The 18,288-nt window shown below is 39.1% G+C and carries 17 protein-coding genes; 4 read left to right on the forward strand and 13 right to left on the reverse strand.

Going from position 1 to position 18,288, the window contains the following annotated elements; all coding sequences use genetic code 11:
• Positions 1–29 precede the first annotated feature (29 nt).
• From fabD to H9565_RS06920, 4 genes are all read right to left on the reverse strand, one after another.
• Complete coding sequence (gene fabD, locus H9565_RS06905; protein ID WP_215438480.1) at positions 30–917, reverse strand: ACP S-malonyltransferase; 888 nt, start codon at positions 915–917, stop codon at positions 30–32.
• Positions 918–986: 69 nt separating this feature from the next.
• Positions 987–1,496 carry a gamma carbonic anhydrase family protein gene (locus H9565_RS06910; protein ID WP_155600286.1) on the reverse strand — a complete coding sequence of 170 codons (510 nt, stop codon included), beginning with the start codon at positions 1,494–1,496 and terminating at the stop codon, positions 987–989.
• A gap of 31 nt (positions 1,497–1,527) precedes the next feature.
• Positions 1,528–2,256 (reverse strand): LytR/AlgR family response regulator transcription factor, encoded by a 729-nt coding sequence (locus tag H9565_RS06915; protein ID WP_215438481.1) that lies wholly within the window; start codon positions 2,254–2,256, stop codon positions 1,528–1,530.
• A gap of 29 nt (positions 2,257–2,285) precedes the next feature.
• Entirely contained in the window at positions 2,286–4,241 is a 1,956-nt protein-coding gene (locus H9565_RS06920; RefSeq protein ID WP_215438482.1) for a tetratricopeptide repeat-containing sensor histidine kinase, read from the reverse strand.
• A 244-nt stretch (positions 4,242–4,485) separates the two neighbouring features.
• Here H9565_RS06920 and H9565_RS06925 point away from each other — a divergent pair, with 244 nt between their 5' ends.
• On the forward strand, positions 4,486–5,673 hold the full coding sequence (locus tag H9565_RS06925) for a vWA domain-containing protein (RefSeq protein WP_215438483.1): 1,188 nt from the start codon (positions 4,486–4,488) through the stop codon (positions 5,671–5,673).
• A gap of 79 nt (positions 5,674–5,752) precedes the next feature.
• On the opposite strand, the gene H9565_RS06930 is transcribed toward H9565_RS06925, so the two are convergent.
• Positions 5,753–6,769, reverse strand: coding sequence for a PorP/SprF family type IX secretion system membrane protein (locus H9565_RS06930; protein ID WP_215438484.1), 1,017 nt, complete (start codon positions 6,767–6,769; stop codon positions 5,753–5,755).
• A 133-nt stretch (positions 6,770–6,902) separates the two neighbouring features.
• Between H9565_RS06930 and H9565_RS06935 the strand changes: the two genes are divergently transcribed.
• The 3 genes from H9565_RS06935 (at position 6,903) to H9565_RS06945 (ending at position 9,181) form a co-directional block, all read left to right on the forward strand.
• Complete coding sequence (locus H9565_RS06935) at positions 6,903–7,817, forward strand: NifU family protein (RefSeq protein WP_215438485.1); 915 nt, start codon at positions 6,903–6,905, stop codon at positions 7,815–7,817.
• An 83-nt stretch (positions 7,818–7,900) separates the two neighbouring features.
• Positions 7,901–8,101, forward strand: coding sequence for a dodecin family protein (locus H9565_RS06940; protein ID WP_215438486.1), 201 nt, complete (start codon positions 7,901–7,903; stop codon positions 8,099–8,101).
• A 243-nt stretch (positions 8,102–8,344) separates the two neighbouring features.
• The gene (locus H9565_RS06945) at positions 8,345–9,181 is read left to right on the forward strand and encodes a mechanosensitive ion channel family protein (RefSeq protein WP_215438487.1); all 837 of its coding nucleotides are present in this window, start codon (positions 8,345–8,347) and stop codon (positions 9,179–9,181) included.
• Between the two features lie 15 nt (positions 9,182–9,196).
• Here H9565_RS06945 and tsaB read toward each other — a convergent pair whose 3' ends face one another.
• From tsaB to H9565_RS06985, 8 genes are all read right to left on the reverse strand, one after another.
• Positions 9,197–9,871, reverse strand: a complete 675-nt coding sequence (gene tsaB / locus H9565_RS06950) for a tRNA (adenosine(37)-N6)-threonylcarbamoyltransferase complex dimerization subunit type 1 TsaB (protein ID WP_215438488.1) — start codon at positions 9,869–9,871, stop codon at positions 9,197–9,199.
• A 98-nt stretch (positions 9,872–9,969) separates the two neighbouring features.
• Positions 9,970–11,322 carry a TolC family protein gene (locus H9565_RS06955; RefSeq protein ID WP_215438489.1) on the reverse strand — a complete coding sequence of 451 codons (1,353 nt, stop codon included), beginning with the start codon at positions 11,320–11,322 and terminating at the stop codon, positions 9,970–9,972.
• 31 nt (positions 11,323–11,353) lie between these two features.
• Positions 11,354–12,493: an efflux RND transporter periplasmic adaptor subunit gene (locus tag H9565_RS06960; RefSeq protein ID WP_215438490.1), complete on the reverse strand. Its 1,140-nt coding sequence runs from the start codon at positions 12,491–12,493 to the stop codon at positions 11,354–11,356.
• 63 nt (positions 12,494–12,556) lie between these two features.
• Entirely contained in the window at positions 12,557–13,819 is a 1,263-nt protein-coding gene (locus H9565_RS06965) for an ABC transporter permease (RefSeq protein WP_215438491.1), read from the reverse strand.
• A 1-nt stretch (position 13,820) separates the two neighbouring features.
• Positions 13,821–15,050, reverse strand: coding sequence for an ABC transporter permease (locus tag H9565_RS06970; RefSeq protein ID WP_215438492.1), 1,230 nt, complete (start codon positions 15,048–15,050; stop codon positions 13,821–13,823).
• Complete coding sequence (locus tag H9565_RS06975) at positions 15,040–15,744, reverse strand: ABC transporter ATP-binding protein (protein ID WP_215438493.1); 705 nt, start codon at positions 15,742–15,744, stop codon at positions 15,040–15,042. Before H9565_RS06975 ends, H9565_RS06970 begins: the two co-directional genes overlap by 11 nt.
• Before the next feature lie 108 nt (positions 15,745–15,852).
• Entirely contained in the window at positions 15,853–16,965 is a 1,113-nt protein-coding gene (locus H9565_RS06980) for an efflux RND transporter periplasmic adaptor subunit (RefSeq protein WP_215438494.1), read from the reverse strand.
• A gap of 60 nt (positions 16,966–17,025) precedes the next feature.
• Positions 17,026–18,285, reverse strand: coding sequence for an ABC transporter permease (locus H9565_RS06985; protein ID WP_215438495.1), 1,260 nt, complete (start codon positions 18,283–18,285; stop codon positions 17,026–17,028).
• Positions 18,286–18,288 lie beyond the last annotated feature (3 nt).

Consider the following 18,288-nt stretch of genomic DNA (forward strand, 5'->3'; position numbering starts at 1 on the left):
GATGAACTACATCATATACGGATGAAACATCAACTTGGGATATCTGCCGACTGACTTTCTGCTCCTGGAGCTATTTTTCTAACCAACCCTTGCAACACTTTACCTGGGCCAACCTCTATAAACAGGGTGGCTCCATCGCTTACCATATTCTGCACACTTTGTGTCCATTTTACGGGAGCCGTCAATTGTGAAATAAGGTTCTTTTGAATTTCAGTGGAGTCACTTACCGCTACGGTAGTAACATTTTGATAAACAGAACATTTTGGCGTTGCAAAAGTGGTGTTTTCTATTGCCGATGCCAATTCTTCTCGTGCAGGCTCCATTAAAGGTGAATGAAATGCCCCTCCTACAGGAAGTACCAAAGCCCTTCTTGCCCCTGCTTCTTTCATACTTACACAGGCTGTTTCTATGGCTTCTACCTCTCCGGAAATCACCAATTGACCTGGGCAGTTGTAATTAGCGGCAACTACAACACCCGGTGTTTCTGCACATATTTTTTCTACTATAGCATCTTCCAACCCTAAAACAGCCGCCATAGTGCTCGGTTTAAGTTCACACGCTTTTTGCATGGCCAAAGCACGTTGTGAAACCAATTTTAATCCATCTTTAAAACCTAGCGTTCCGTTGGCTACCAAAGCAGAAAACTCTCCCAAAGAATGACCTGCAACCATATCCGGCTTAAAACTGTCACCCATTACCTTACTAAGAATTACCGAATGTAAAAAAATGGCCGGCTGGGTAACTTTGGTCTGTTTTAGGTCCTCCGGGGTACCTTGAAACATAATATCAGTAATAGAAAAACCAAGAATTTCATTTGCCTGCTCAAACAGTTCTTGGGCCAGTGGATATTTTTCATAAAGGTCCAAGCCCATACCTACAAACTGCGCTCCTTGTCCGGGAAATATATATGCGTTCATTCTTTTTAATTTTTTAGTGCGTGCAAAAATAGCAAATTAAGTATAAGTCCCAAGTACAGGGCACTGTTCTTACTCCTTAAACCAACTACTGTACATAACATAATTATTGGCTATACGGTCTATTTCCCCTGAACTCAGTTCCGGACTAATATCCTTTATCTTTTTTGCGGGTGTACCTGCAAATACACTTCCCGAGGGAATATGCGTGCCTTTTGTAACCACAGCTCCTGCCGCAATAATACTGTTGCTCTCCACAATACAATCATCCATAATGATACTTCCCATACCTACAAGCACATTATCTTTTAAAGTACACCCATGAACAATGGCGTTATGACCAATTGAAACGTTATTGCCAATTGTTGTTGGCGATTTTTGATAAGTACAGTGCACTATAGCTCCATCCTGTACATTAACCTTATTACCCATTTTTATAAAATGCACATCTCCCCTAAGGACGGCATTATACCAAATACTACATTGGTCTCCCATAGTTACATCACCAACAATGGTTGCATTCTCGGCAATAAAACAGTCCGTTCCAAATTGCGGGGTTTTCCCTTTTATCGTTTTTATCATTTTAATTTGCTTTACCCTAATTCTATATGTTCTAAAAATACGCCAAAAACTCTTTTTTCTTAGAGGCCGAAACCAATAACTCTTTTCCGTTTGAAACTACCACACTACCTCCCTTTCCCTTTCTATATTTCACTACCTCGTTAACATTAACTAAATACGATTTATGAATACGGGCAAATGAAAAACCGGACAAGGCATCCTCAAAATACTTTAGGGTCTTGCTGACCAAAATCTTTTTATTCTCTAGATAGATTTCGGTATAATTATCATCGGCTTTGCAATAGAGAATATCAGCAACATTCAGCACTTGAAAACCGTCTTGCTGCGGGAGGGTTATCTTCCCTTCTACGGATTTCAATTTAGGTCGTAATACCGTATCCGCCAGCTCAATTTCTTTTTGTTTAATTTCTTGAACGTATTCCACCGCCTTTATCAATTCATCAATGTTTATGGGCTTCATAAGATAATAGGCCGCATGGCTGTTCAAGGCATCCATGGCATATTGATTGTAGGCCGTTACAAATACGGTCTCAAACGTACGGCTAGGCAACTGGTCCAGTAAATCAAAGGCATTGCCAAAAGGCATTTCAACATCTAAAAACACAAGGTCCAATTCATGTTTTTGAATTAGTTCCAATCCTTCTTGAATGGATGCAGCCTCCCCAACCAAATTGACATCAACACAGTATTTCCCCAAATAGTTCCGTAATATTTCACGGCTGTTGGCTTCGTCTTCTACAAGTATGGCGTTTAATTTCATATTGGAATTTTAATTGAAAAAGCAGCTTATCAATCTTTTCGTAAAACAAATACCACCTTGGTTCCCGAGCCCTCTTTGGTAAGGTCAGAAATAGCAACATCTACCTTGTTTTTATACATATCGTTCAGAATGGCAATACGTTTTTTGATGTTTCCCATTCCTTTGGATTTTTGTTTCTTCTGGTTCTGGGTCTTTAATTGCGATGATTTTTTTCTGCCTATCCCATTATCAGTAATGGTTATTTCTAGGGATGTTGTCCCTTTCGGTTTTACATCAATTTTTAAAAGCCCCTTTTCATCTTTATATCTAAGCCCGTGCCAAATAGCATTTTCTATATAAGGCTGAAGCAACATAGGCGGAATTTCAAAAGCCGAAACATCTAGCCCCTTATCTACATTTAACTCATAACTGAACTTATCCGGAAAACGGGAATGCTCCAACTTTACGTAGAGCTCCAACAGTTCCAATTCCTTGGTCAGGGGAATAAAATCTTCTTCGGAATTTTCCAAAACCGAACGCATTAAGGTTGAAAATTCACTTAAAAACCTATTGGCACTACGCTCATCACTCTTTGCGATGTAATTATTGACCGAATTAAGGGCGTTAAAAATAAAATGCGGATTCATCTGCGAACGCAGGGATTTCAATGCCAAGAGATTGTTCGCTAGTTTTTGTTGTTGATTGCTACGGTAAAAGAAAAACGCCGCCAGACCCAACAAAATCATCCCGAATATCAGGGAATAGATAATCCACTTTTGGCGCTTATTACTCTCTTGAATAAGCTGCTGGCCCGTTACCGCTAAGTCATATTTGCTTTGAGACAACTCCCTCTCTTGCTCCAAACCAGAAATACGATTTTGCTTAGAGGCAATTTCACGATTAAAACGCGCCGCCCTAGAAATTTCTTGTTCCTTTTGCATGTATAGACTATCTACCAAGGATACATAATTACGATAGCTCTCAAAAGCCTTTGGATAATCCCCTTTATATTCAAATACCTCAGAAAGCTTGCGTGTGGCATCTTTTTGCACCACTAGGTCATTCTCTGAACCCGCCTCTTCTATACTCTCTTTAAGATACGGAATAGCCTCATCATACTTGTCCTGAGCAATGTACGCATTGGCAATTTTGTAATTGATACGTTGCGAGGTAATAGAATCAAAATCTCCTCGGGCCTCTTTTTTAGTAGTTCTTCCCTTAGGTAGGGTCTTTAGTTCATTAAGGCTTTTTTTACGAAGTTCTATTTCTGCACCATATTGACTTTTTTGATTGTAGAAATCGGCTACTTTTTCTTTTTCCTGTACCGCTCGTTTGGGGTCCAGACCTTCTGTTAATTGCAAGGAACTATTGTAATACGCACCTGCCTCAACCAGCTTATCATCTTGAGCGTACGTATCGGCAATTTTTGAATTTAAATCGGCTACTTTGGGAGATATCTGGTTCTTCCTAGCCACAATTAACCCTTCCTCATAAAAGGCTACGGCTTTATCTGTCAAACCTAATCCACGGTAAGCATCGCCCAAATTTTCGTTCAAGCTCACCTTTTGATTCGGTTTAAGTCCCTCTATTCTCAGTAAAGGCTGCAGTTCTTTTTCCGCTTCAGAAAATTGTTTGTTCAAAATATAGGCTTCACCCAGGAGCAAGGTGGTCCGGGTAGATTTGTGGGCTTCCAGAGCATCCTTATAATTGGTAATGGCCAAGTCATATTGTTTGTGATATTGATATACTTCGCCCAAAGCGACCAGTGATTCCGAAAGCGACTTTTTATCTGCCTGTTTCCCAAGAACGGCAATGGAATTGGTGATATAATCTATACTCCTTTTAATATCACTTTGCTTGTAGGAGTTGGCAGAATCCAAATACACTTTATGCAGACTACTTTGCGGTCGTGCCATTTTACTGCTACGCACCTCCTTTTGCGCCCACGAGCTCATTGTGGAGCACCCCAGAAACAGAAAAAACAATATGTAGCGAATTGTTTGCATTTGACTATTTATACAACGTAAACTTAGTTGAATTATGCGTCATTAAAAAACGTCATCTCTCACTAAATGGGCAAAAAATGAATTGTTTTAAAGGCTTCACACACCCAAAAGGAACGTTCCCTCTTTCAAAAGGCTAATTCACTCAAAACAGGTTTTACAAGAATTAAGTTGCTTCTACTTTTACCTCATCAACAACACATAAAAATATATTAACTCCCTCTTAATAGAGTTTAAAAATTAAATTATGAAAAACGTTAGACAGATTCTAGGATTGGCTTTTATGTCACTTGCTTTAACAAGCACGTATGGCTGCGAAATAAAAACAAAAAAAGAAACAACAAAACCTGTATTGGCCCAAGGTTTCTTACCTGATACAAATGAAAAGCCTAAAAGTAATACCGTTAAAATTGCCCTATTATTGGATACTAGCAATAGTATGGATGGGCTCATTAACCAAGCTAAGTCTCAACTTTGGGACATTGTAAACAAGTTCACTTATGCTAAATGCGGAAACGAGGACCGTCCCGTATTACAAATTGCCCTATACCAGTATGGAAATGACAACCTATCTTCTCGTGAAGGGTATATTCAGCAAGTATTGAATTTTAGTGGAGACTTGGATGAAATTTCGGAGAAACTTTTTTCATTAACTACTAATGGAGGCGAAGAATATTGTGGCGAGGTTATCCATACTTCTTTAAAACAATTGAATTGGGGAGATAACCCGGATAATCTAAAAATGATTTTCATTGCAGGTAACGAACCATTTACCCAAGGAAAATTAAACTATAAAGACGCAGTCACCAATGCCAAAGAAAAAGACATTGTGGTAAACACTATTTTCTGTGGTAATTATGAACAAGGCATAAATTCCGATTGGAAAAATGGCGCCACTTTAACCGGAGGTGAATATATAGCTATTGACCACAACAGAAAGGTGGTTCATATTGATACACCTTATGACGATGTTATTATACAATTGAATTCCAAACTAAACCAGACCTATATTTCGTACGGTGCTATGGGAAGTGTCAAAATGGAAAAACAACGTACTCAAGACTCCAACGCTTATGAACTGGAAGAAGCCGTAGCGGTAAAAAGAGCCGTAAGTAAAAGCTCCAGACTTTACAACAACAAGAACTGGGATTTAGTTGATGCCCTAGAAGATGAGTCTTTTGATATTGCCATGCTTGAAGAAACCGAACTACCAAAGGAACTAAAAGGGAAGTCAAAAACCGAAATGGAAGCTTATGTTCAAGAAAAGAAGAACGAACGAAGTAAAATCCAAAATGAGATTCAAGAATTAAATGCTAAACGTGAAAAATTCATTGCTGAACAACAGAAAGAAGGCGAAAAGGGAGAGCTAGAAAACGCAATGTTAGAGGCGATTAAAAAGCAAGCAGCTAAGAAAAATTATAAGTGGGAAGAATAAACCTCCTACATCTTAAGGCAAAAAAGCATCCCGATATACCGGGATGCTTTTGTATTATATCTAGTTATAATTTATGACTTTACTGTGCTGCAGGACAATAACAATCGTACTTACGTTCTTTTTGACCAAAATCGTAACCTAAGGTTATTTGGTGAAATCCCCCATTATCAAAAACAACACTTCCTGATTGATAGGAATAATTATAGGACACCATAAAATTTCCAACATTAGCACCCACAATAGGCGTAAACAATTGTAATCGCTGTTCACCAAAGCTATCTGCGGTTGCAAACTGGGCGCCTTCAAAACTTCTACGGTATGAAAGTCCACCCCAGAGACGTCCAAAATCTACATCCTTATATACTTTGGCATTTAAATCTATAGATTTCTCCTCTGTAAATTCACTCATCTGAAACAAAATAGAAGGCTCTAGCTGCCATTCTTGCTTACCAAAAATGTATCCTACAGAAAATAAATACCTTCGTAAATTATCAATTACAGGTACATTTGCAGGATCCTGTCGGCCAAAACGATATAAATTACGCTTACTACTTAACAGATTGTTTACCGCAAAATGGGCGTAAAACTCCATAAAATTATAGGAGAAGCCCAAATCAACATTAAAGTAACCTTCGCTTATTTTACTACCTATCAAAGCATTATCAGGTTGTGCCGAACGAAATTCGGTTTCATCCAAGCTGCTTTGTAAATACGTTGGGCTCAATCCAAAAGACAACTGGTTTAAAGTACGGCCATCTCCACCAAGCTTCAAATGATGCGCATAGGTCAATTTTACGCCGGTCTGAGCGTGATAACCGTTGGCGTCATTAAAAACAATGGCTCCCACCCCACTATTACTTTCCCCAATTCTAAAATTGGCATTTATGGTCTGTAAATTGGGAGCGTCATCAACATCAAACCACTGCATTCTTGCCGTAGCCCTTATTTTTCCTCCCTCGGTTATACCGGCCATTGACGGGTAAACCAAATAATAATTATCGGATAAATAATCAAAATAAACGGGAATACCCTCTTGAGCGTTAGATTGAAATGCAAAGGATAGGGATGCAAGCAAGAGCAGTAAACGATATTTCATCTGTTTGATATAGAGGATGATTGATTGATCGGTTAAATATAAGATATAACGGACGAAACGTAACATTATTATATAGGCAATTCCATACGGACTGTTCAAAAATAGGTTGTATTTTTACAAAAATTTTGACACCATGAAGGAGTACACAATTACGGTTGTTAAAACCAACAACCCAGCGATTCTAAAATTTGAGACGAATCATTTTTTAACTAAAAACAAGAACTACGAGTTCAAGAATATAGACGAAGCCAAAAATTCACCTTTGGCACAACAGCTTTTTTATCTTCCATTTATCAAGACCGTATATATCTCAGGAAACTTTATTGGCCTAGAGCGGTATGATATTGTAGACTGGGAAGATGTAAAGGATGAAGTGGCCCAGCAATTGGTAGAGTACCTTAACGCTGGCGAGCCGGTTGTAAACGAAGTTGAGGAAACCACTAAAAAAGTAGCGATTACGGTTTATGCAGAGGTTACTCCTAACCCATCTGTAATGAAATTTGTTGCTAACAAACCTATTGTACCGGCAGCATTTGAATTCAAAAATATAGACGAGGCTAAAAATTCGGAATTGGCCAAACAGCTATTTAATTTTCCATTTGTAAAGGAAGTTTTCTTTGACCTTAACTATGTTTCCGTTAGCAAATATGATGTAGCGGAGTGGGAAGATGTTACCATGCAATTGCGCGAACACATACGTGAGTACCTTGCTGATGGTAACGATGCCGTTTCCGAAAGTGCAATAGCTAAGACAAAAGAAGCTGCTCAGGATAGTTCATCACCTAATCAACCTGTAGCAGAATTGGATGACACTTCTCAACAAATAGTAGACATCCTAGAAGAGTACGTAAAACCTGCTGTTGCCAGCGATGGCGGAAATATTCTTTTTCAATCCTATGAAGAAGATAGCAAAACGGTAAATGTTATACTGCAAGGGGCCTGTAGCGGTTGTCCTTCCTCTACCTTCACTTTAAAAAATGGAATTGAAACCATGTTGAAAAATATGATGGGAGACAAAGTAAACGAGGTAGTGGCCATTAATGGCTAATGGACTAATTTTTATAGGTTTAGAATCAAGAATCCTGTTCAATAATTTCGTAATTTGAAACGAATCATAAAAAACAGAGTATTATGGCAGTTTTAAAAGTTATAGAAGTATTGGCAAATTCCGATAAAAGTTGGGAAGATGCAGCCAAACAAGCGGTTGCCCAAGCATCTAAATCAGTAAAGAATATTAAATCCGTTTACATTAACGAGCAAAGCGCTACAGTTAAAGATGGTAAAATGGATAATTATCGAGTAAACGTAAAAATTACCTTTGAGGTAAATTAGTACGGAAACCAAAACTAAAAAAAGCGTTGTAATCCTATTACAACGCTTTTTTTTATTGCTTGAATCCCTAAGATTAGTTGTATATCAACAGAAACACAGGCTAGATACACAGTCAATTTGGGCACATATAAACAAACTATTAACGCATTTAATTTTTGCACTCCGGATTAACAATAGTTTAATTAACTGAGTTTGATTGAAGCCTTTGATTTTAGTATGTTGCTCCCTTAAAAAAAATAGTACATGGAAAAATTTGCAGATTACCAAGAACATATTGATAAAGCTATAGATTGGATATGGGAGGTCTTGCCCGATGTTGTTATGGCCCTCATTATTCTGGTAGCCGGATTATGGGTGATTCGATTTTTGAATAAAATGGTCCGTAAGTTCTTCGAAAAGAAAGACTATGACCTAGCCTTAGAAAGTTTTCTACAGAGTTTTATAAGTATAGCACTCAAAGTCTTACTTTTTGTTTTGGTCATAACCCAATTGGGAGTTAAATCGTCATCACTTATCGCTATTATTGGTGCTGCCGGTCTTGCTATTGGTTTGGCCCTACAGGGTTCGCTTTCCAATTTTGCCGGTGGCGTACTTATCCTACTGTTCAAACCTTTTAAAATAGGCGATTGGATTTCAGCTCAGGGGGTTGATGGCTCCGTAAAGGAAATTACTATTTTCTACACCAAGGTAAACACCTTTGGCAACCAATTGGCTATCATACCAAACGGACAATTATCCAATAACAACGTGGTAAATTATAGTGCGATGCCAACAAGACGCGATAATATAAAGGTGGGTATTGGCTATAGCTCCAATATCAAAACCGCTAAAGATATCATGCTAGACATTTGTCAAAAAAACGAGAACGTACTTAAAGACCCCATGCCAGAAGTGTATGTAGATAGTTTGGGCGATAGCTCCGTAAATCTAACATTAAGGTTCTGGGCAGAGAATTCCGTCTTTTGGGCAGCTCACTTCTTTATTATTGAAGAAGTAAAAAGAAGGTTTGATGAAGCAGAAATTGAAATTCCGTTCCCACAACGTGATGTTCATGTAAAGGGTGAATCCTTAAAAGCTTAAATCAAAGCAACAGAATTATTTCTTTTTCTGTTGAAGGATAAAATCTTTTAAATAATAAGGCTCAAAGTAGGCTACATCTTCAAAGTGGCCTGCTTTGAACTTTTTATAGGACAAGCGGGCCATTTCATTTGCCGAAGGTACTACGGAAGTATCAAAACTTAAATTAGTGTTTGAGAGCACGGATTTACACTTTTCGGCGCCATTACCCACCAATAGAACCTTACCTTTTTTCATAAATTCAGCGAATGAATCTTCATCAATAATTTCGGCTTCGGTGGGTCTTACCTCGTTTTTATCCTTGTCAAAAACGGATGAGTACACCTCCATACGCCGCGCATCCAATACGGGAATTACAAAATCTATTTCCTTGGAAGATACTTGCTCTGCCATACTCTCTAGAGTGGCAATTGAAATTAAAGGTATATCCAAAGCAAAACATAATCCTTTAGCCGCAGAAACCCCAATACGAAGACCCGTGTATGAACCCGGACCTTTACTGACTGCAATGGCATCTAATTCGGAAGCATCCATATTTACCTCCTTAAGCACCTCTTGAATAAAAACATGCAACTGTTCAGCATGTGAATAATTAGGCGTATCGTGCTCTTTAATCACTAAAACACGCCCCTCTTTGGCTATACTTACCGAACAATTGGTAGTAGCCGTTTCTAAGTTTAATATTATGCCCATACAGCTGCAAAGATACACGAGAAGGTTTAATTTGCATACAAAAAAAAACCCGCCCAGTATTACACTAAGCAGGTCTTCAGTTTTTGGCAATTAGAATCTTACTTCAACTCCAAAGGCAGTCCAAAATAGAACTCCAATACTTTAAGTCTAAAAATATAGTCGTACTTGGTACGGATCAATTCAGCTTCTGCATTATCTACCCTTGATTGTGCCTGACTAAAGTCAAAAGCATTCATAAGCCCAACATCATAACGTTCTCTTGAATAATCGTAGGCAAGACGTCTTGCATCCAAGGTTTTTTGGGCCGCATCATAAGCCTTTGAAAAACTCTTGACATCTACATATGCTTGATTGATGCTAGTCTCCAAATCCAATTTATCCTGTTCCAACTGCAATTTGGCCTTCTCAACATTAATTTTAGAGCGCTTTATATTGTTCTTTACGGCGAAACCATTAAAGATTGGAATATCCAACCTAGCTCCATAAGAAATACCGTCATTAATCCATAATTGGTTTACAAAACTCTCTGCAGGAACCAGCCTTCCCGTAGCACTATCAAATCCGCCTTGATCTGAATATCTGGTATTGTAATTAAAGAAAGCCCCCAAGGTCGGGTAAATAGCGCCCTTTGCGATATCCAAATCTTTCTTGGCCAAATCTATATTGGATTGCGAAAATTTAATGTCGTTTCTAAAAGTTAAGGCCTCTGCAAAAATTTCTTTTGGTGATTTTGACTGCACCTCGGATGGAGGAACCTCAAAATCGGCATCCAAGACATCAAAATTTTCATAATCCGTTATCTGAAGCAATTGCGCCAGATTGATACGGGAAATCAACACTTGGTTCTGCGTATTTACGATTTGTTGTTCAAGGTTTGCGGCAGTTGCCTCTATTTCCAATAAATCTCCCTTGGGAATAACACCGGCATCCACCAATTCCTTAGACCTTTTTAAATCCTGTTCGGACACAGCAAACTGGGCTTCAAAAACCTTTAATGTTTCCTTATTTGAGAGTATCTGCAAGTAGGCATTGGCTACACTCAAGCGAATATCGTCCTTAAGATCATCCAAACGGTATTGATTGGATAATGCGTTCAGTTTGGCCCGATTTAAACGGTGTAGATTTCGCAAACCGTCAAAAAGTGTCAAAGACGATGTCAGCCCTCCATTGGCAGACAAAATTGTTGTGGTTACCGGCTGATTGGTGGTTGGGTCAAACGAAAGACCTGTACTACCCGTTACGCTTGCACTAGAATTCACCGCAGGTAACATTGCTCCCACCGCGTCCGATTTATCTATTTGTGCATTTTGCAGATCCAACTCATACTGTTCTACGGAAAGGTTATGTTCAACCGCATAGTCTACACACTCCTGCAGCGTCCATTTTTTCTGCTGGGCGCTAACGGCCCCAATAGAAAATAAGAGCAGTAATGCTGTTAGTTTAAAATTCATATTTTGATTATTTGATTATGATTGATGATTTTTACTCTTCTTTAGCTTCCTCTTCCTCTTCGTCTTCTCCTTTTTTAATAGGCTCGGTCTTGTTCCAAATCTTCACTTTGTCCGATTCCGTTAATCCTGATACGATTTCAACGTTAACCCCATCCGAAATTCCTATCTCAATATCCCTTCTTTCAAACTGCTGATCGCCAGTTTCAATCTCTACGTATGGTTTATCGGTCTTTTTATCAAACTGCAACAGCGCTTCGGGAATAACCAGTACGTCGTCTTTTTTCTCAAGAACCAATGATGCATTGGCACTATATCCAGCTCGTATAAAAATATCATCTTTTACCTCAACATCACCTTCAATCTTAAACTGTACCGCACCTGTTTCCTCTATTCCCTTTGGCGCAATAAAACGTAATTTTGCATCCAGCTCGGTTCCTTCTATTGCGCCCAAACTAATTTTTAAAGGTGTACCTACTTCCAATTTGGCAACCTCGCCTTCATCAACCTTTCCTTCAAAAATCATCTTGCTTAAATCGGCAATGGAAGCAATGGTTGTACCATCATTAAAATTGTTACTCTCAATAACCTGATCACCTTCTTCTACCGGTATTTCCAAAATAGTCCCGTCTACCGTAGCGCGTATGTTCGTATTGGCACTGCTGGAACCTCCGGCCGACCCTTGACGAATAATCTGATAGTCGGCTTTTGCATTTTCAAGCTCCTGTACCGCTTGATCGTTCTGTAGTTGTAGGGTATTAAAATCCTGGCTAGAAATCACACCTTTATCGAACAAGGTCTTGTTCCTGTTGTATTCAATTTTTATATTATTAAGTGCCAGTTCGGCATTCCTTACCCTACCTCTAGATTGGTTTAGGGCCTGTTCGTTTGGCACTACCTTAATTGTTGCTATTAAATCTCCCGATTTAACCTTCTGACCTTCCTCCAAGTATATTTTTTGGATGATACCCGAAATCTGAGGTTTTATTTCTACCTCATCCTCTGGAATTACTTTTCCTGTGGCCACGGTTTTCTTTTCTATATTAGAAATGAAAGGGTTTGACGTCTCATACGTAACAGCATCTTTACTGTTTGATTTCACGAAAAAAGCTGCGGCCCATAGGGCACCTAATATCAAAATACCAATTAAGATATATTTTACGATTTTGTTCATTTTTTCAGATGTGTTTATTGTCTATTGGTTCTGTTGTCTTCCGATTTGTTACAAAATAGCTTGTTATTCTTCACGTAGCGCGTCAATAGGCTTAATACTAACGGCACGTTGGGCAGGTATAAGCCCAATTAAGGTTCCTAATACCACCATAATGGCCAACGCCCCTAACACATAGGGTATAGGCACTGTTGGGTTTGTATAAGGGAAATCAATATCTTTTGTTAAACTAGCAATACCCGCCAAAGTCATGGCACCCAAAATAATACCCATGATACCTGCTATGACGGTTAGAAAAACAGATTCCAAAATAATCTGGTTACGCACTTCTGCAGGTGTGGCGCCAAGAGCCCTTCGTACGCCAAGTTCCTTGGTTCTTTCCTTTACCGAAATAAGCAAAATGTTACCAATACCTATAACCCCTGCCAAAATTGTAGCAATACCAACAATAAGGGACAGAAACGTAATTCCGTTGGCAAAACCAACGATTTTATTGAACTGTTCTCCCAAATTGAACGACCCAAAAGCACGGTCATCATCCGGATGTACGTTATGCAGGTTCTTTAACAAGTCCTTTATATTCTCCTCTACTTTTATAACATCTGCATCATCATAGGCCGCAATGGAAAACCATCCTACATTTTCGCCTGTATTGTACAATTTTTTGAAGGTGGTAAAAGGAATAAAAATATCGCCATCACCACCAAAACCACCACTAGGCTCAAATTTATGGACTCCTATTACTTGAAAATATACATTGTCAATTTTAAAATATCCACCAATGGGATTCTCATCCTTATCAAACAGCTCTTTTTGTGTACGCTCACCAATTACCGCCACTTTACGGGACTGCTCAATATCCTCATCATTAATAAAACGACCGCCATCATAAATTTTCTTGGGAGCTATTTTGGTAAAAGCCGGATAATCCCCAAACAAAGAATAACTACCCGTTTTGTTCTTACGGCCAATGTTGGCAGGGGGCGACCCAAAAAATCCACGTACGTTTCGTGGGGCAATATATTCTACTTCCGGTATACGATTTTCTATCATTACCGCATCTTCGATTTTTAATTGCATCTGCCTTCCGGTCTTGTACCCCTCATTGGGCATGCTTGTGCTTTGCCCCCATACGAACATACTGTTCCTGGCAATTGTCTGGAACATGCTCTCAAAACCATTGTCCATGCCCTTGGCCGCACCGGAAAGCGCTATGTAAATAAAGATGCCCCATAAAACCCCAACAACCGTAATGACGGTCCTAATCTTGTTCTTACTGATCGAACCGAAAATCTCTTGCCATGTATTTCTATCGAATATAAAGCTCATATTATTCGTCTCTTAGGGCTACAATGGGTTTTATACGTGCGGCACGCCTTGCGGGAACATACCCTGCAATGGCACCAAAAATAATCAGTACTATAGTAGCCGAAACCGCTATACCTGTATCTATATATGGGTTGGTAATAAAAAAGTCCTTTAGCTTTTCACCCATTGAACTTAAAATGACCACACCAACGAGCATCCCAACAAAACCGGAAACCGTAGTTATAAATACGGATTCCAATAAAATAGTTCCAATTACCGCTTTGGGCGTAGCGCCTAGTGCCTTCCGTATACCCAATTCCTTTGTTCGTTCCTTGACCACAAAGACCATAATGTTACTAATCCCGATAATACCTGCTATAATAGTTCCAAAGGCTACGAAACCTACAATGATCTGTAACACCCTGGCAAATTGCTGATTCTGTTTTAATTGATCGGCCACATTCCTGATGAATATTCCGTTTTGATCTTTAGGATTGATGTATTTTTTTGAGCGGATAAACTTATCCAAACTTTTTTCAAAGGCCATAGCCCCTGCATAGCCAATCTCCGGCTTAAACCCCACAACAATCTGATTGATTTTATCCGTGTTCTTTTCAATCAACTGTCGGGTGGTATATGGTATATAAACCACGCGCTCTTCATTATCTCCTCCATCATCTTGAAAAACCCCAATAACTTTAAAAGAGCTACCGCCTACATCTATATATTTACCCATTGAATTTTTAGCCCCAAAAAGGTCTTGCTCCACTAACCTACCAATTACAGCATATTTAGTCTTGTTTTTTATATCCAGGTCGTTTAAGTAACGCCCCTTCATCATAATGGTCATTTCATTGTACTGGTGTGAAGGCCCTACTGCTTGTGTTCTATAACTATTGGACTCGTTTTTGTAGCTAACCGTATCCTGGCGTGTTAATCTTGGTGAAATATAATCAAGGAACAAGGGGAAGTTTTTCTCAATATCTGCCAAATCACTATTATCGAACTCAATGGCCCTATTGGATTTGTAACCTTTATATGGCATAGTTGTCCTACCAGGAAATATATAGAACACATTGGTGGCATCATCACCAAAAAAATCATCAAAAGTATTGATGAGGCCATTGCCAAATCCAAAAAGCACAACAAAAATAAGAATACCCAAAGCCACGGTAAACCCCGACAAAAATGTACGAAGTTTGTTTTTTTGGATAGTCTCGAAAATTTCTTTCCAGTTGTCTCTACTTAACATATTGAGCAGCCCTAACCTGTTCTACTTTTTTATCTTCTACGATTACCCCGTCCTTTAAATGCACAATACGCTTACACATATGGGCAATGTCTTCTTCATGCGTAACCACAAGAATGGTATTGCCCTCATCATTTATGTTCTGGATAAGGTCCATTACTTCGTACGATGTCTTACTATCCAATGCACCGGTAGGCTCATCGGCCAAAAGTACTTTTGGTTCTGCGGCCATTGCTCTTGCTATTGCCACACGTTGTTTTTGCCCCCCGGAAAGTTCATTTGGCAAATGGGTTGCCCATTCTTTAAGCCCCACTTGAGCTAAGTATTTAAGGGCTTTTTCCTCCCTTTCCTTTCTAGGTACTTTTTGATAGTATAATGGAAGTGCCACGTTTTCCATAGCACTTTTGTAGTTAATAAGGTTAAACGACTGAAATATAAAACCTAAGAACTTGTTTCTGTATTTGGCCGCTTTGGTCTCGTTCAAATTCTTAATAGGAACTCCGTCTAGCGTATATGATCCGGAATCCGCCTCATCTAACATTCCCAAAATGTTTAATAAAGTTGACTTGCCCGATCCGGACGAGCCCATAATAGCCACAAGTTCTCCTTCTTCAATACTAAAATTCAACCCTTTTAAAACATGCAACGAATTGCTACCCATTTTGTAGGATTTATGCAGATCTTTAATTTCAATCATGGTAGTATTGTTAATTGTATTTGGAATTCTTGAACAATATGGCAATAGGACTTGTAAGTTGCCCAATTGTTACAAGATGGACTCCAAATTTTGTGTTAAATAATAAAATTATCCTTTTTCTTCCTCCTTTTCAATGGCATTCCAGACTTTGATTTTATCCGTTTCTGTAAGTCCGGATTTTACTTCAACAAAAATACCATCGCTGATTCCCAGCTCAATATCCTTGCGTTCAAAGCTTTGATCCCCACTTGACACTTCTACATAAGGCGACTTTGTTTTATCATCAAACTGCACCAAAGCTTCCTTAATAGCCAAAACACTATCTGCCTTACCTAGTATTACCGATGCATTGGCACTTAGCCCCGCCCTGATAAAAACGGAATCCTGCTTTTTCATAGTTCCTTTAATTTCAAACTGAATGGCACCGTTCTCTTCTTTTCCCTTAGGAGCTATATAATCTAGAACTGCATCAAACACCTTTCCCTCTAAAGCCCCAACAGTAATTTCAAGAGGCAAATTCTCTTTAATTTTACCTACTTCACTTTCGTCTACCTTTCCTTCAAAAATCATTTTATCTACATCTGCAATGGCGGCAATGGTAGTTCCTTCGTTAAAATTGTTACTCTCTATTACCTGATTACCCACTTCCACGGGCACCTCAAGTACCATTCCGCTAACGGTTGCCCTAATTTGAGTATTCGCGGCATTTCCATACCCTTTTGTAGTACCTGTTTTTACAATATCATAACGCTTGTTGGCCGCAGCATACCCTTGTTTAGCTTGGTCATAAGTAACTTCCGCACGTTCCAAATCTACTTTTGATATCACCCCTTTAGCGAACAACCCCTTTTGACGCTCCAGGTTTCTAAGCTGGTCATCTAAATTAATCTTGGCCTCATCAATTGTATTTCGCGCATCGTTAAGCGCATTTAGATTGGGCACCACCTTAATCCTACAAAGCAAATCTCCCGACTTTACATAATCACCACCTTCAACAAACACCTCTTCTATTACCCCGGAAATATTAGGCTTAATGAGTACTTCCTCCAAAGGAAGTATGCTTCCCGTGGCTACCGTTTTCTTTACAATAGTTTTTTTAGATGCCTGTTCCGTTTCATACACTACAGGGTCTTCAGCGTTTTTTTGGTATAGGTAATACATTGATCCGCCAAAGGCCACGACTATAAGCAAAAGGATGATTCTGGTTACTGACTTTTTCATTTTTATGATTGATTGATGTTACGTTATTCGATTGTTGTTTTTATAAAATTGATTCTCAGTTTACTCGGTTCTGAGTGCATCTATAGGTCTTACTTTTATTGCACTCTGTGCCGGAATAAAACCAGCTAAGAGACCTGAAAAAATAAGAATGAACAGAGCCACTACAACTACCCCTAAGCTTACACTAGGATTAGCGAACATATCTACCGGACCGTTCATATCTAGAAGCACATTGACCCCATAGATGAACAATGCACCTAAAGTAATCCCTGCCATACCGGATATAATGGTCAAAAAGATAGATTCCATTAAAATCTGTAGTTTAATGGACCAAGGGTCTTCTCCCAAAGCCCTACGTATTCCTATTTCCTTGGTTCTTTCCTTTACCACAATAAGCATAATGTTACTTACCCCAATTATTCCGGAAAGCAATACTAGAATCCCTACGAAATAGGCAATAAAACGTAACGCCCCAAATAAACTCTGAACGCGCTGAAATTGTTCATATAAATCAAAATGCCCAACGGCACGCTGATCTTCCGGGTGTACATTATGGTTTTCTTTAACCACGCCCATAATCTTATCCTTTAGACTAGTGATAGAAGTACCATCGTTTGCAGTTATGGCCATCCACCCCACATCATTCCCCCTATTAAAGGCTTGGGAGAATGTGGTAAAGGGCACGAAAATTTCCTTTTGCGCTTCCTCGCCATCGCCATCGTTGCTCTTCTTTTTATAAGTTCCGACCACCATAAAATTCACTCCCTGAATCTTTATAAACGAACCCAGTACTTCTTCATCTTTATCGTAAAGCCCTGCTCGTACTCCCTCTCCTATTATTGCAATCTTTCGTTTTTCCTTTATATCATTATAGTTCAAAAACCGCCCGGAAGTCATGGTCATAGGGTCTTGCTTGCTAATTTCAGGATAATCACCGTACACATTATAGGCTCCGGTCTTAATCCCTCGGACTACATTGTTGGCTCCATTAAACCCGCCAAGTTGGTTTCTTGGAGATATAAATCTTAAGTTGGGCACCTTATCCCTTATCGCCTGAACGTCTTCAACTTTAAAAAGAAAGCTTCTATTTTTTGGAAGACCCTTATAGGGCTTAGTAGTACTTCTAGACCACATGAACATGGTATTGGTAGCAATGTCTCCAAAGTCTTGCATAATGCCGTTCTCCAGCCCTTTTCCTGCCGAAAGCAACAGGATTAAGATGAAAATACCCCAGAACACCCCAAAGGCCGTTAATACGGTTCGGAACCAGTTACCGGTAAGTACTTCCAAAATTTCTTTCCAACGGTCTTTATTGAACATGAT

It is taken from the genome of Zobellia russellii, assembly GCF_018728565.1.
GTDB lineage: Bacteria > Bacteroidota > Bacteroidia > Flavobacteriales > Flavobacteriaceae > Zobellia > Zobellia russellii.

Bases quoted from the DNA above. Each gene is read 5' to 3' on its own strand.
- H9565_RS06925 (WP_215438483.1), top strand. From the start codon at position 4,486: ATGAAAAACGTTAGACAGATTCTAGGATTGGCTTTTATGTCACTTGCT.
- H9565_RS06940 (WP_215438486.1), top strand. From the start codon at position 7,901: ATGGCAGTTTTAAAAGTTATAGAAGTATTGGCAAATTCCGATAAAAGT.
- H9565_RS06910 (WP_155600286.1), bottom strand. From the start codon at position 1,496: ATGATAAAAACGATAAAAGGGAAAACCCCGCAATTTGGAACGGACTGT.
- H9565_RS06915 (WP_215438481.1), bottom strand. From the start codon at position 2,256: ATGAAATTAAACGCCATACTTGTAGAAGACGAAGCCAACAGCCGTGAA.
- tsaB (WP_215438488.1), bottom strand. From the start codon at position 9,871: ATGGGCATAATATTAAACTTAGAAACGGCTACTACCAATTGTTCGGTA.
- H9565_RS06955 (WP_215438489.1), bottom strand. From the start codon at position 11,322: ATGAATTTTAAACTAACAGCATTACTGCTCTTATTTTCTATTGGGGCC.
- H9565_RS06985 (WP_215438495.1), bottom strand. From the start codon at position 18,285: ATGTTCAATAAAGACCGTTGGAAAGAAATTTTGGAAGTACTTACCGGT.
- fabD (WP_215438480.1), bottom strand. From the start codon at position 917: ATGAACGCATATATATTTCCCGGACAAGGAGCGCAGTTTGTAGGTATG.
- H9565_RS06960 (WP_215438490.1), bottom strand. From the start codon at position 12,493: ATGAACAAAATCGTAAAATATATCTTAATTGGTATTTTGATATTAGGT.
- H9565_RS06975 (WP_215438493.1), bottom strand. From the start codon at position 15,744: ATGATTGAAATTAAAGATCTGCATAAATCCTACAAAATGGGTAGCAAT.
- H9565_RS06935 (WP_215438485.1), top strand. From the start codon at position 6,903: ATGAAGGAGTACACAATTACGGTTGTTAAAACCAACAACCCAGCGATT.
- H9565_RS06930 (WP_215438484.1), bottom strand. From the start codon at position 6,769: ATGAAATATCGTTTACTGCTCTTGCTTGCATCCCTATCCTTTGCATTT.
- H9565_RS06980 (WP_215438494.1), bottom strand. From the start codon at position 16,965: ATGAAAAAGTCAGTAACCAGAATCATCCTTTTGCTTATAGTCGTGGCC.
- H9565_RS06965 (WP_215438491.1), bottom strand. From the start codon at position 13,819: ATGAGCTTTATATTCGATAGAAATACATGGCAAGAGATTTTCGGTTCG.
- H9565_RS06920 (WP_215438482.1), bottom strand. From the start codon at position 4,241: ATGCAAACAATTCGCTACATATTGTTTTTTCTGTTTCTGGGGTGCTCC.
- H9565_RS06970 (WP_215438492.1), bottom strand. From the start codon at position 15,050: ATGTTAAGTAGAGACAACTGGAAAGAAATTTTCGAGACTATCCAAAAA.
- H9565_RS06945 (WP_215438487.1), top strand. From the start codon at position 8,345: ATGGAAAAATTTGCAGATTACCAAGAACATATTGATAAAGCTATAGAT.